This window comes from Micromonospora sp. HUAS YX12, assembly GCF_040215685.1.
Lineage (GTDB): Bacteria > Actinomycetota > Actinomycetes > Mycobacteriales > Micromonosporaceae > Micromonospora > Micromonospora tulbaghiae.
Window position 1 is genome coordinate 4,802,240 of sequence record NZ_CP157974.1, and the last position, 13,708, is coordinate 4,815,947.

At 74.0% G+C, this 13,708-nt stretch carries 10 protein-coding genes; 6 read left to right on the forward strand and 4 right to left on the reverse strand.

Features of this window, described 5'->3' with window-relative positions:
* The first annotated feature begins 47 nt into the window (after positions 1-47).
* The 4 genes from ABIH81_RS22860 to ABIH81_RS22875 are packed head-to-tail and all read left to right on the forward strand — an operon-like array spanning position 48 to position 5,042.
* A complete protein-coding gene (locus ABIH81_RS22860) occupies positions 48-989 on the forward strand; it encodes a diacylglycerol kinase family protein (RefSeq protein WP_349876932.1) in 942 nt (313 codons plus the stop codon).
* A 29-nt stretch (positions 990-1,018) separates the two neighbouring features.
* Positions 1,019-1,789: a nucleotidyltransferase domain-containing protein gene (locus tag ABIH81_RS22865; protein ID WP_349876933.1), complete on the forward strand. Its 771-nt coding sequence runs from the start codon at positions 1,019-1,021 to the stop codon at positions 1,787-1,789.
* 46 nt (positions 1,790-1,835) lie between these two features.
* Entirely contained in the window at positions 1,836-4,628 is a 2,793-nt protein-coding gene (locus ABIH81_RS22870) for an FAD-binding and (Fe-S)-binding domain-containing protein (RefSeq protein WP_349876935.1), read from the forward strand.
* Between the two features lie 33 nt (positions 4,629-4,661).
* Complete coding sequence (locus tag ABIH81_RS22875) at positions 4,662-5,042, forward strand: VOC family protein (protein ID WP_349876936.1); 381 nt, start codon at positions 4,662-4,664, stop codon at positions 5,040-5,042.
* Positions 5,043-5,096: 54 nt separating this feature from the next.
* Here the strand turns inward: ABIH81_RS22875 and ABIH81_RS22880 are convergent, their stop codons facing one another.
* Both ABIH81_RS22880 and ABIH81_RS22885 read right to left on the reverse strand, forming a co-directional pair.
* Positions 5,097-8,084 (reverse strand): glycosyl hydrolase, encoded by a 2,988-nt coding sequence (locus tag ABIH81_RS22880; protein ID WP_349876937.1) that lies wholly within the window; start codon positions 8,082-8,084, stop codon positions 5,097-5,099.
* A 261-nt stretch (positions 8,085-8,345) separates the two neighbouring features.
* A complete protein-coding gene (locus ABIH81_RS22885; RefSeq protein ID WP_349876939.1) occupies positions 8,346-8,678 on the reverse strand; it encodes a hypothetical protein in 333 nt (110 codons plus the stop codon).
* A 96-nt stretch (positions 8,679-8,774) separates the two neighbouring features.
* Here ABIH81_RS22885 and ABIH81_RS22890 point away from each other — a divergent pair, with 96 nt between their 5' ends.
* On the forward strand, positions 8,775-9,395 hold the full coding sequence (locus ABIH81_RS22890; protein ID WP_349876940.1) for an L-threonylcarbamoyladenylate synthase: 621 nt from the start codon (positions 8,775-8,777) through the stop codon (positions 9,393-9,395).
* Between the two features lie 76 nt (positions 9,396-9,471).
* Positions 9,472-11,046: a Na+/H+ antiporter gene (locus ABIH81_RS22895; RefSeq protein WP_349876941.1), complete on the forward strand. Its 1,575-nt coding sequence runs from the start codon at positions 9,472-9,474 to the stop codon at positions 11,044-11,046.
* Between the two features lie 42 nt (positions 11,047-11,088).
* On the opposite strand, the gene ABIH81_RS22900 is transcribed toward ABIH81_RS22895, so the two are convergent.
* Together ABIH81_RS22900 and ABIH81_RS22905 are read right to left on the reverse strand one after the other, a co-directional pair.
* A complete protein-coding gene (locus tag ABIH81_RS22900) occupies positions 11,089-12,021 on the reverse strand; it encodes a superoxide dismutase (RefSeq protein WP_349876943.1) in 933 nt (310 codons plus the stop codon).
* Between the two features lie 115 nt (positions 12,022-12,136).
* A complete protein-coding gene (locus ABIH81_RS22905) occupies positions 12,137-13,582 on the reverse strand; it encodes an endo-1,4-beta-xylanase (protein ID WP_349876944.1) in 1,446 nt (481 codons plus the stop codon).
* Between the last annotated feature and the right edge of the window lie 126 nt (positions 13,583-13,708).

The window sequence follows — 13,708 nt, forward strand, 5'->3', positions numbered from 1 at the left end:
GCCGGGCGCAGGCGTGGGATCCGTGGCGTCCGGGTACCAGCCGGGCCATGGACACGCGTACTGCCGAACGCCCGGACACCGCCCCCGCTCCCGCCGCGCCCCCGGCCGGTGTGGTGGCTGTGGTCGCCCACCGGAAGAAGACGTTCGGGGGCGGGCTCGACGAGCTGCGCTCCCGGCTCGTGGGCGCCGGGGTCGGGCGGCTGCTCTGGTACGAGGTGCCGAAGAGCCGCAAGGCGCCCAAGCGGGTTCGCGCGGCACTGGACTCCGGCGCCGAGCTGGTGCTGGTGTGGGGCGGCGACGGCATGGTGCAGCGGTGCGCGGACGCGCTGGCCGGCAGCGGCGTGCCGATGGGCATCCTGCCCGCCGGCACGGCCAACCTGTTCGCGGTGAACCTGGGCATCCCGGTCGACCTGCCGGAGGCGGTACGGATCGCGCTGCACGGCCGCCGCCGCGAGCTGGACCTGGGCCGGATCAACGGGGAGCACTTCGCGGTGATGGCGGGCGCCGGCTTCGACGGCGACCTGATCCGTGACGCCGACCGGCAGCTCAAGGGCCGGTTCGGCCGGATCGCGTACGTCTGGACCGGGCTGCGGCACGTGCGCGGCGAGTGCGTACGGACCCGGATCCGGGTCGACGGCGCCGACTGGTTCGACGACGAGGCGAGCTGCGTGCTGTTCGGCAACGTCGGCACCATCACCGGCGGCATCCCGGCCTTCGACGACGCCCGCCCGGACGACGGGGCGCTGGAGGTCGGCGTGTCCACCGCCAGCGGCGCGGTGGACTGGGCGCGCACGCTGGGCCGGATGGCCGCCGGGCGCTCCGAGGAGTCGCCGTTCGTACGGATCACCCGCGGTCGCAAGATCCGGGTGCGGTTCGACGCGCCGAAGACGTACGAGCTGGACGGCGGCGCCCGGGGCAAGGCGAAACGGCTCAAGGTCACTGTGGTTCCGGGCGCGCTGACCGTGTGCTGTCCCGACCCGGCGGACTGACCGCGGACGGGCCGGGGCAGGATGCCGGAATGCGCGACGACATCCGCGACTACCTGGCCGAACTGGTCCGCCGCGCCCGGGACGTGCTCGGCGACGACCTGATCGGGGCGTACGCGGCCGGCTCGGTCGGGCTGGGCGCGTACCAGCCGGGGCGCAGCGACGTGGACGTGGCGCTGCTGGTCGCCGGGCCGCTGGCGGAGGCGGACAAGCGTCTGCTCGTGGACCGGCTGCGGCACGAGTCGCTGCCCTGCCCGGCGCGCGGCCTGGAACTCGTGGTCTACCGCCGCGACGTGGCCGCCTCCGGCACTCCCGAGCCGGGCTTCGAGGTCGAACTGAACAGCGGCGCCACGATGCCGTTCCGCGCCACCTGTGACCCGGGCGACCGGCCGGCCGCCGACGGACGGTTCTGGTACGCGCTGGACCGCAGCATCCTGCGCCAGTCCGGCCTTACGCTGCTCGGCCCGCCCGCCGCCGGCGTGTTCGCCGACCCGTCGCCGGAGGCGCTGCGGGCGCTGCTGGCCGACGCGCTGCGCTGGTGGCTGGCGCTGCCCACGCCGCCCGGCGACGAACCGGCCCCCGGCGCGGAGGACGCGGTGCTCGGCGCCTGCCGGGCGCTGGTGCGCTGCCGCGACGGCGTCTGGCTGGGCAAGGCCGACGCCGGGTTGCGGGTCGCCGCCGACGACCCGGACGCCGCGCTGATCCGGGCCTCGATCGACGCCCGCCGGGGCGGTACGCCGCCGTCCGGTCCGGCCGCCCGCGCGTTCCAGCGGCGGGTGCTGGACCGGATCACCGCGGACTGAGCCGCGCCGTGCGTGACTACTGTGGGCCGGGGGAGGTGCGGTGATCATGACGAAGCTGAGCGAGTCCGCGCGGGCCGGGCTGGAGTCGGTGGTGCCCGGCGGCGTGGCGACCCGGGCCGCGGACCGGCTGCGGATGGCCCACGACGCCTCGCACTACCTGCTGCATCCCGGCGCGGTGATCACGCCGCGGGACGCCGGTCAGGTCGCCGCGCTGCTGGCGTACGGCCGCCGCACCGGCACCGCGCTGACGTTCCGCTCCGGCGGCACCAGCCTCAGCGGCCAGGCGGTCACCGACCGGCTGCTCGTCGACGTGCGGCGGCACTTCCGCGACCTGAGCGTGCTCGACGACGGGCGGCGGGTACGGGTGCAGCCGGGGGTGGTGCTGCGGCAGGTGAACGCGCGGCTCGCACCGTACGGCCGCAAGCTCGGCCCCGACCCGGCCAGCGAGTCCGCGTGCACGGTCGGCGGCGTGGTCGCCAACAACTCCAGCGGCATGACCTGCGGGACCGAGTTCAACACGTACCGGACGCTGGAGTCGCTGGTCCTCGCGCTGCCCAGCGGCACCGTGCTGGACACCGGGGCCCCGGACGCCGACGCCCGGCTGCGCGCCGCCGAGCCGGAGCTGCACGCCGGGCTGCTGCGGCTGCGCGACCGGGTACGCGGCAACCCCGACTCGGTGCGCCGGATCCGCGCCCAGTACGCCATGAAGAACACCATGGGTTACGGCGTGAACGCGTTCCTCGACCACGACGACCCGGCCGGCCTGCTCACCCGGCTCGTGGTGGGCAGCGAGGGCACGCTCGCGTTCGTCGCCTCGGCGACGTTCCGCACCGTACCCGTGCACCGGCACGCCGCGACCGGCCTGCTGGTCTTCGGCTCCCTGGGCGAGGCGATGGCCGCCATGCCGGCGCTGGTGGCCGCCGGGCCGGCGGCGATCGAGTTGCTCGACGCCGCCGCCCTGCGGGTGGCCCAGCGCGACCCGAAGGCGGACGCCGCGCTGCGCGGCCTGGCCGTGCGCGGGCACGCCGCGCTGCTCGCGGAGTGGCAGGAGTCCGACCCGGAGGCGCTCGCCGACCGGGTCGCAGGCGCCGGGCCGGTGCTGTCCGGCCTGCCGCTGAGCGCATCGGCCCGGCTCAGCGGCGAGCCCGCCGCCCGCGCCGCGCTGTGGCACATCCGCAAGGGCCTGTACGCGGCCGTGGCCGGCGCCCGCCCGTCCGGGACCACGGCGCTGCTGGAGGACATCGCAGTGCCGGTGGAGGCGCTGGCCGGCACCTGCGCCGCGCTCGCCGACCTGTTCGACCGCCACCGGTACGCCGACAGCGTCATCTTCGGCCACGCCAAGGACGGCAACCTTCACTTCATGCTCAACGAGCGCTTCGACGGCGGCGAGGCCCCGGCGCGCTACGCCGACTTCACCGAGGAGATGGTCGACCTCGTGCTCGGCCACGGCGGCACGCTCAAGGCCGAGCACGGCACCGGCCGGGTGATGGCCCCGTACGTGCGCCGCCAGTTCGGCGACGAGCTGTACGAGGTGATGCGCGAGCTGAAGACGCTCTGCGACCCGGACGGCGTGCTCAACCCGGGTGTGCTGCTCAGCGACGACCCGGAGATCCACATGCGGCACCTCAAGACGGTGCCGGCCGTGGAGGAGGAGGTGGACCGCTGCGTCGAGTGCGGCTACTGCGAGCCGGTCTGCCCCAGCCGCGACCTCACCACCACGCCCCGGCAGCGCATCGTGCTGCGCCGGGAGATCGCCGCCGCGCAGGCCGCCGGCGACACCGCGCTGGTCCGGGAGCTGACGGACGACTACGACTACGACGCGGTGCAGACCTGCGCGGTCGACGGCATGTGCGCCACCGCCTGCCCGGTGCTGATCAACACCGGTGACCTGGTCAAGCGGCTGCGGGCCCAGGAGCACGGCCGGGCGGCGGGGACAGCCTGGCGCGGCGCGGCCCGCCGCTGGGGCGCCACCACCCGGGGCATGGCCCGGGGACTCGACCTGGCCGGCACGTTGCCGCCCGCGCTGCCCGAGGCGGCCACCCGGGCCGCCCGCGCGGTGCTCGGCGCGGACCGGGTACCGCAGTGGCAGCGCGACCTGCCGCGCGGCGGCGCCCCGCGCCGCCCCCACCCGGCCGACGACCCGGACGCGGTGTTCGTCCCCTCCTGCCTGGGCACGCTGTTCGCCCCGGCGCAGGGCGGGACCGGCGTGGCCGCCGCGCTGCTCACGCTCGCCGAGCGGGCCGGCGTACGCCTGCTCGTGCCGGACGGCGTCGGCGACCTGTGCTGCGGCACCCCGTGGTCCTCGAAGGGGCTCACCGACGGCTACCGGGCGGTGCGCGACCGCGTGCCGCCGGTGCTGCGCGCGGCGAGCCGCGACGGCGCGCTGCCGGTGGTCAGCGACGCCGCGTCCTGCACCGAGGGCTTCGAGCGGCTGCTCGACGGCGCCGGGGACCTGCGGGTCGTCGACGCGGTCGCGTACACCGCCGGCACGCTGTTGCCCCGGCTGACCGTGCGCCGCCGGATCGGCTCGCTCGCGCTGCACCCGACCTGCTCGTCCACCCGGCTGGGCCTGGACGACGCGCTGCTCACCGTGGCCCGCGCGGTCGCCGACGAGGTGGTGGTGCCGGAGGGCTGGCAGTGCTGCGGCTTCGCCGGGGACCGGGGGCTGCTGCATCCGGAGCTGACCGCGTCGGCCACCCGGGCCGAGGCCGCCGCCGTCGCGGCACGCCCCTTCGACGGGTACGCCTCGGTGAACCGCACCTGCGAGATCGGGCTGGCGCGGGCCACCGGGCAGCCGTACCGCCACCTGCTGGAGCTGCTGGCCGAGGTGACCGGCTGATCCGCAGCCGGCCGTCGTGGCTAGGCTCGGGCGATGCATCGATCGCGGTTGTACGCCCTCATCATCGACGCGCCGCAGGGCGAGGCGGGGGAGGCGGCCGCGTTCTGGTCCGCCGCGCTCGGCGCGGACCTGCGCACCGATCCGGCCGAACCGGAGTTCACCGGCCTGGCCGACGTGGTGCCCGGACTGGTCAGCGCCGTGCAGTCGGTCGGCGACGCGCCCCGATACCACCTCGACATCGAGACCGACGACGTGACGGCCGAGGTCGAGCGGCTGCGCGGGCTGGGCGCCACGCCCGTCTCCCGCTGGGGCGACTGCCACGTGCTGCGCGCGCCGGGCGGCCACCTGCTGTGCGTCATCCCGGTGGCGAGCGACGGCGAGCTGTTCGAGGCCACCGCCACCCGCTGGCCGTGACCCGGTCGCGAACCGGCGCCCCGGCCACTGGGGCCGGGGCGCCGGAACCGCGGGTCAGGAGCCGTACGGCAGCGTGACGGTCGAGCTGTTGCCGACGCCGAGGATCGTGGGCGCGCCGCCGATGGCGTTCCACACCTCGACGCGTACCGTGCCGCCGGACAGGTTGCCCAGCGTGCCGGTGGACGAGAGCAGACCCTGGGTCTGCCGGTAGCGCTCCGCGCCCGGGATCGGATCGGTGGCGAAGTACCGGTAGGTCTCCACCCGCTCGACGCTGCCGTTGCCGGTCAGGTCGTAGGAGACCCGGATCTGGACGCCGTTGCCGACCGCGGTGCCCGCGTCGACGGCCAGGTCGAACGCGGTCGCCCCGCCGGTGTACGTGCCGGTGAGCCCGGTGGCGGTGAACACCTGCGGGTTGACCGGCGTGCCGTCGGAGTTGCCGTTCGCCGCCGCCACGTTCACCGTGCCGGCGGTGCCGGCGGTCCCGTCCAGCCCGCCGCCGGAGCGCAGGTACCGGACCGGCTTCAGCGTCGACGGGCTGCTCGTACTCGGACTGGGGCTCGCGGTGGTCGGCGTGGGACTGGCGGTGGTCGGGGCCGGGGTGGGCGTCGTGGTCGGCGGGGGACCGGTCGGCACGGTTCCGCCGCCGGTGGCGTTGCCGCCGCTCCACGTGTACGCCCCGGAGGTGGCCGTCTTCCCGGCCGGCACGGCGAGCGTCGTGCCGTTGGAGAACGTGACCGTGAGCGGCTGGGCGGTGATGTTCGACGCCACGTAGGTGCGGGCGCCGTTCTTGACGAACACCTTCGCCAGCGGGTGGTTCGCGGTGACGGTGGTGTCCACCGTGCCGAGCGCGGCCAGGTTGCGGATCCAGTGGAACGTGTGCGCCTTGCTCTCGCCCTCCTCGCTGGTGAATCCGCTGTTCGCCCGGAAATTGCGCAGCGCCTGCTCGCCGTCGCCGAGGGCCAGGAACTCCCAGATGATGTCCTGCCACACCGTCGGCGGGCCGCCCTTGTTGGTGACCAGCTCGGCGTAGTTCGCCTTGACGTACTCCGGGAAGTCGCCCAGGTAGAGGTGACCACCGGTGATCGGCAGCATGTTGATGCCCTGGATCATCTCCGGCGCGGCGGAGAACCAGGTCGAGTACGATCCGCCGTCGCCCCACACCATGCCGACCGTCTTGTGCCCGAACGCGGGCGGGAAGTTCTGGTCGTACACGTCGAACCAGTACTCGGAGATGGCCGCGGACTGCGTGGTCCACAGGTAGACACCGGCGTCGCGGACGGCGGTGTCGCCGGTGGCCTGACCCCACTGGATCAGCGCGTTGGCGAAGTTCATCCCCTCCGACGAGGACTCCTGGTTGTTGCCGGCGAAGAACGGCGCCAGCCCGGAGGCCCAGTCGTGCCCGGCGTAGATGTCGAAGTCCCGCAGGTAGGGGAAGCGGCTGTCGGCGCGGTCGTAGTTGTTGGCGTCGCGGATGAGCAGGTCGACCATGCCGCCGTAGCGGCTGTCGTCGGCCCAGCCGGGGTCGAACTTGGCGACCGTGGCGGCGGCGGCGATGAAGTAGCCGTAGTGGAAGTGGTGGTCGTTGAGGTCCTCGTCGGAGCCGTACGACGCCGGGTAGCCGATCAGCGTGCCCCAGTTGCGGTCGTAGTAGAACAGCTGGCCGGTCTCGCCGGAGCCGGCGGTGAGCCAGTTGGTCAGCCGGTTCTTCATCGCGGTCAGCGCCGCGTCGCGGACCGAGGTCTGCCCGAGCTGGTCGGCGATCTCGGCGATCCGGGCGGCCCGGCCGAGTCCCTTGCCGGCCCAGTAGGTGTCCGGGCCGCTGACGCCCTCCGGGTTGCCCTGCTCGGCGTTGAGGTAGCCGGTGACGGTGGACAGGTCCGCGCCGCTGGAGTCGCCGACGGCGGGCACCTCGGGCAGCACGCCGGTGAAGCGCATGGTGGTGGTGAACGACGGCACGCCGGTGAGAACCCGCATGGCGCCGCGCGCCGAGACGTACGTCGGGGAGATCGGGGTGGCGCCGGTGAGGCTGCGCCACTGGTGCGGGTAGAGCGCCACCACCGTCTTCGTCTCGCTGCCCTCACGGGGCGTGGTGGTGAACGCGTACGTGGTGCGCACCGTTCCCGCCGACGGGTCGTACGTGTAGCTCATCCGGGTGCCGGTGACGTGGGCGTGGGCGTACCGGCCGTAGGTGTCGGCCAGGGCCGCCCGGTCGCCGCCGCCGGGCAGCACCGCGACCGAGAAGTACCCCTTGCCGGCCAGCGTCGAGCTGATGCCGGCGCCGTTGACGGTCCAGGTCGCACCCGTCGGGGCGTACGCGACGTAGTCGTGGCCGTTGACCGTGAAGCCGATGGTGGCGCCGGAGTTGCGCCACACGGTGGGCGTCGCGGTGGCGGTGAGCTGTGCGGTGCCGCCGCTGACCGTGTAGTAGCTGAACGGCAGCCCGTGGCCGATGGTGGCGCGCATGGTGCGGGTGCCGTCGCTCCAGTCGGCGGTGACCGTCCAGTCGCTCCAGCCGGCGGCCTTGACCACCGGCGCGGAGAGTCCGGGCATCCCGACGCGGACGTCCTCGCCGTACGGGTAGTGGAACTCGCCGACGCCGGTCGCGGTCCCGCTGATCGCCGCCGTGGTGGTGTACGACAGGCCGAGCCCGTTGTTCTCGGCCTTGAACGCCAGCGGGTGGGCGTGCAGGTTCTCGCTGCCGGCGCAGTTGTTGCGCTTCCAGATCAGCGACGACCACCAGTCGTTCGTGGGGATGGCGCCGGCGGGCGCGTCGGCGGTGGTGAAGATGCGCGGGTTGGTGCTGATCGCGCCGCAGCCCTTGGGCAGCAGGGCGCCGGGCGGCCGCGTCTCGGTGAAGCTGCCCGCGCCGACGGCGCCGGCGGTGGCCGTGCCGCCACCGCCGACCACGACGCCCAGCAGGCCGGCGGCCAGCACGGACGCGGCGACGAGGGCGGTCGCCCGCAGACCGCGCCGCCGGGCCGGGGACGGGACGGGCGCGGCCGGGGGTACGGGGTCGGGGGAGAAGTCCCGCAGGTGGGTCATGGAGGTCCCCTTCACGAGAAGAAGGCGGGGGTACGGAGTGGTGGTCCAGCAGGCGTGAGAGCGCTCTCTTGAGAAGGGACAGTAAGGTTCGGGTTACGGATCCGTCAATGTCTTGTTACCAAAGAGAGCGCTCTCCCACGCTCGCGGCGGACCCTCCAGTCCTCCCGTGGAGCGCGCTGACCAGCCTCGACGGCACGCGACAGCGCCGCCCCCGGCCGAGACGGCCGGGGGCGGCGCGAGAACGCCTGCGCCTACGCTGAGTCAGGCGGCGGTGGCGGCGAGGCTCCGCGCGCCGGTCCGCGCCGCGACCGTGCCCGGCTCACCGGCGGCACCCGGCTGCCCGGTGACAGGCCGCGTCGAGGCGGACTGCGGCGACGTGGCGGACTGCCGCGGCGCGCGGGCGGCGCTCAGCCCCGCCTGCGCGTTGTTCCAGGCCGCGCACGGCCACGCGGCCCCGGCGCAGCTCGGGCTGGCGCAGACGCGCTCGGCGTCCGGCTGGTGCGCGTCGGCCACCGCGGCGGCCAGGTCCCACAGCAGCGGATCGGTCACCTCCGCGGGGCGGTCGGCGACGCGGTCTGTGCTGGCTTCGGACATGATTCGGTCCCCCTGTCGTGAACGGCCCCCACCTGTTTCCGGAAACCGCCCCGGCCAAACCAGCGCCCGCCGGGGCGTGGACATAGGCTGGCCGGCGTGGCGAGGTACTACGACCTGCATCCGGACAACCCCCAGCCCCGCGTGATCCGGCAGGTGGTGGACCTGCTGCGCGCCGACGGGGTGATCGCCTACCCGACCGACTCCTGCTACGCGCTCGGCTGCCGGATCGGCAACCGCGACGGCGTGGAGCGGATCCGGGAGATCCGGCGGCTCGACGAGCGGCACCCGTTCACGCTGATGTGCGCCGACTTCGCCCAGCTCGGCCAGTTCGTCAAGCTCAGCAACTCGGTCTTCCGGCAGGTGAAGTCCGTCATCCCGGGCAGCTACACCTTCCTGCTCCCGGCCACCGCCGAGGTGCCCCGCCGGTTGCAGGACCCGCGGCGGCGGGTGGTCGGGGCACGCGTACCCCGGCACACGGTGACCCAGGCGCTGCTCGCCGAACTCGGCGAGCCGCTGCTGACCAGCACGCTGCTGCTGCCCGGCGAGGACGAGCCGATGACCCAGGGCTGGGAGATCAAGGAACGGCTCGACCACCTCGTCGACGCCGTGGTCGACGCCGGGGACTGCGGGCTCGAGCCGACCACAGTGGTCGACCTGTCCGGTCCGGAACCGGAGATCCTGCGCCGCGGCGCCGGCGACCCGGCCCGCTTCGAGTAACGATCACCCGTTCCGCCGCGCCGGGCCGCCGCCGTAGGGCACCGTGATTCCCGGCGGACGGTGACGGGGGTACGGCGTGGAAGCACTCCTGCTGATCACGGTGCTGGGCGCCACCGTGCTCGTCGGCACCACGATCGGCGGTCGCTACAGCGTCGCGCCGCCGGTCCTGCTGATCGCGATGGGCGCGCTGATCGGCCTGCTGCCGCCGTTCGACAACCTGGTCCTCGACCCCGAGGTCGTGCTGGTGCTGTTCCTCCCGGCGATCCTCTACCGGGAGAGCCTGGTCATCAGCCTCCGCGAGATCCGGGCCAACCTCACGGTGATCGTCGGGCTCGCCGTCGTGCTGGTGATCATCACGATGGTCGCCGTCGCGTACACCGCGCAGGCCCTCGGTGTGCAGCCGGCCGCCGCCTGGGTGCTCGGCGCGGTCCTGGCCCCGACCGACGCCGCCGCCGTGGCCGGGCTGGCCAAGCGGATGCCGCGCGGCATCCTCACCACGCTGCGCGCGGAGAGCCTGGTCAACGACGGTACGGCGCTCGTGCTGTTCGCCGTGGCGGCCGGCGTGGTCGCGGGCGGGACGGTGCCGGATCCGCTGACGCTCACCGGTGAGTTCGTCGGCAAGTCGCTCGGCGGGGTGGCCGCGGGCCTGCTCGTCGGCGCGGTCGTGGTGCTGATCCGCAAGCACGTCGACGACCCGATGCGCGAGGGCGGGCTGAGCATCCTCACCCCGTTCGTCGCGTTCCTGCTCGCCGACGCGGTGCACGCCAGCGGCGTGCTCGCGGTGGTCGTGTCCGGGTTGCTGCTGTCCTACGCCGCACCCCGGGTGATCCGGGCCCGTTCCCGGGTCACCGCGCTCGCGTTCTGGGACCTGTCCACCTTCATGATCAACGGCGGTCTCTTCGTGCTGCTCGGTACGCAGGTGCCGCGTTCGCTGCGCAACATCACCAGCCACTCGCCGGCGGCGTCGCTCGGCATCGCGGCGCTCGTCGCGGTGGTCGTGGTGGTGACCCGGCTGGTCTGGGTGCACCTGTCGGTGTCGGCGCTGCAACGCGTGGACCGGCGCGAGTCGAGCCGGTCGCGGCACTTCGACGGCCGGATGCGTACCGCCGTGGGCTGGGCCGGTTTCCGCGGCGCGGTCTCGCTCGCCGCCGCGCTCGCTGTGCCGGTCACCATGCACGACGGGAGCGCGGTGCGCGAACGCGACCTGATCATTTTCGTCACCGTCGTGGTGATCGTGCTGATCATGCTGGTGCAGGGCACCACGCTGCCCGCTGTCGTCAGCTGGGCGGGCCTGGTGGGCGACCGGGAACGCGACGACGAGGTGCGCTGGGCCCGGATCCGGGCCACCGAGGCCGCCCTGGAGGCGCTGCCCCGGGCCGCCGGCGACGTGGGCGCCACGCAGGACACCGTGGACCGGCTGCGTGCCGACTACGAGGATCATCTGGCCGACGTCCGCGACCCTGGCGGTGAGGACGCGGAGGGGGAGAGGGAGATGGCCCGGCGGCTGCGGTTGCGGGTACTCGACCACAAGCGGCAGGAGATCACCCGGCTGCGCAACAGCGGGCAGATCGACGACACGGTGCTGCGGCAGCTCCAGGCGGCCATCGACATCGAGGAGATCCGGCTGCTCGGCCCGGAGGCGGAGGAGTGAGCCGGCCGGCCGCCACCCGGGCGGGGTGGCGGCCGGAGCGGATCAGCGGGCGTCGACCGCGACAGCCGTGTACGGCGTGGTCGGCGTCGGCGGGGTGGTGAACCGGGCGTTCGGCAGGTAGAGCCGCCCGAGGGCGCTGGCGACGGTGGTCGGCACGTCGAAGTCCGGGTCGGTGACGACGCGGCGCAGCGCGCCCGTGGTGCCGGCGCGGTTCAGTTCGACCACGGCGATCTGGTTGAGCCGGTTCTGCACCACGTACAGCGTGCGGCCGAGCAGCAGCAGGCCGTCGCCGTTGACGAACGTGGTGCCCGGCACGTCGACGGCGGCGGTGACGCCGGTGGCCGGGTCCACCCGGAACAGCGTGCCGGTGTTCGACTGCACGACGATCAGCGCCCGCCCGTCCGGGGTGGGCACGATGCCGTTGAGGTTGACGCCGGTGCCGGTCTGCTGGAAGTCGCCGGTCAGCGGCAGCGTGGTGAAGCCGTCGGCGGGCGGCAGCTTGCCGCCGCGTCCCAGCGGCAGGCGGTAGAGCACCGGCCGGTTCGAGTCGGTGAACCAGGCGGCGTCGCGGGTGAGCGCCACGTCGTTGACGAACGTCGGCGCGTCGGCGAACCGGTAGCGGGCGAGCACGGCGCCGGTGCGCGTGTCGATCACCCGGGCGTCACCGGCGGTGCCGCCGGCGACGAAGAGCCGGCCCCGCGGGTCGACCTTCAGGCCGAGCGACGGGGTGCCGGTGGCGGGGCTGACCTGCTTGCCCGCTCCGGTGATCAGGTCGGCGCGGTAGATCTCGCCGGTGGCCCGCGACCCGAACCAGGCGTACCGGCCGGCGGCGGCGACGCCCTCCGGCTGGAAGCCGTCCGGTAGCGCGATGACGCTCGGGCGGCGGTCGTGGGCGGTGGCGGGTGCCGGGGCGGCGGTGGTGACGAGGGTGGCGGTCAGGGCGACGCCGAGGGCGGTCCTGATGCGTCGGTTCACTGTGGTCCTTCCGGCGAAACGGTGGAACAGGACCTACCCCACTGTACGGTCGCCGGCCGGTGCCCGCCGGGGACGCGACCCGGCACGGTGGTCCCGTGCCGGGTCGCGCCGACGGTCAGCCGGCCGCGCAGGCCGGCGTGCCGGAGGGCGCGGTACCGGTGCCCTGGAATCCGAACTCGGTGGTGCCACCGGCACCGACCTGGCGGTTGTAGTCCACGTTCCGGAAGGTCACCGCACCGGTGGTGCCACTGGCCTGGGCGCTCCAGGTGTTCGTGACCGCCGAGCCGGAGGGCACGGTGAGCGACACGGCCCACCCGTTGAGCCCGCCGGCTCCCGCGGTGATGCGGACGTTGGTGACGAAGCCGCCCGGCCACTGGTTGACGGTGAACGTCGCGGTGCAGGCGCCGGTCGGCGGGGGAGTCGTCGGCGGCGCGCTGGTCGGCGGGGTGCTGGTCGGCGGCGTCGAGGTCGGCGGGGTGCTGGTCGGCGGCGCGGTGGTCGGCGGCGGGGTGCCGCCCTCGTTGAGCGCGTTCAGCACGGCGGTGTACGCCTGCTTCTTGTTGCCGCTGCCGTCGAACAGCAGCGGGGTGCCGCTGGCCCGCCAGGAGTCGGTGTCCCGGATACCCCAGACCGTGATGCCGTTGCAGCGCGGCACGGCCAGGCAGTCCCGGGTCACGTTGCCGTACGTGGTGGCCTGGCTGCTGCCCGAGCCCTCGATGTCCAGCTCGGTGATCTGCACGTCGACGCCGAGCGCGGCGAAGTTCTGGAGCGTGGTGCGGTAGTTGCTCGGGTACGGCGACCCGCTGTTGAAGTGCGACTGGAAACCGACGCAGTCGATCGGCACGCCCCGGGCCTTGAAGTCCCGCACCATGTTGTAGACGGCCTGCGTCTTGGCCCAGGACCAGTTGTCGGTGTTGTAGTCGTTGTAGCAGAGCTTGGCGCCCGGATCGGCGGCGCGGGCGGCCCGGAACGCGGCCTCGATCCAGTCGCTGCCGGTGCGCTCCAGGTTGGAGTTGCGGCGGGCGCCGCTGTTGCCGTCGTCGAACGCCTCGTTCACCACGTCCCAGGAGTCGATCTTGCCGCGGTAGTGGGTGGCGACCCGGGTGACGTGGTTGAGCATCGCCTGGCGCAGCGCGCTGCCGGACATGTTCTGCGCCCAGCCGGGCTGCTGCGAGTGCCAGGCCAGCGCGTGGCCGCGTACCCGCATGCCGTTTGCCTGGGCGTGCGCGACGAGCCGGTCGCCGCTGGTGAAGTTGAACTGGTTCTGGGACGGCTCGGTGGCGTCCCACTTCATCTCGTTCTCGGCGGTGACCGAGTTGAACTCGCGGTTGAGGATGCCGACGTACGTGCTGTCGGACAGCTTGTTGACCGCCACCGCCGTGCCGAAGTACCGGCCCTGCTCCGCCGCCGACGCGCCGAGTGTCGTGCCGGCGCTGGCACTGGTCGCCACCGCTATCGTCGCGGCGACCACCGCGGCCCCCGCCACCATCGCGATCACAGCGGTCCGCGGGCGTGACCGGGCTGCCGCGCTCCCGCTGCCGCGGGCGAGCACCTTGTCCATCTGAACGCCTCTCTAGCCTGTCAATGGGATCGGCTCGCCTCGTCCACCGCCCGCCACGACGTCGGCTCCGCGCGGCCGCCCGGTGGCCGCGCCAGGTCAGGGAGTGACTCCCCGGCACATCGTGAG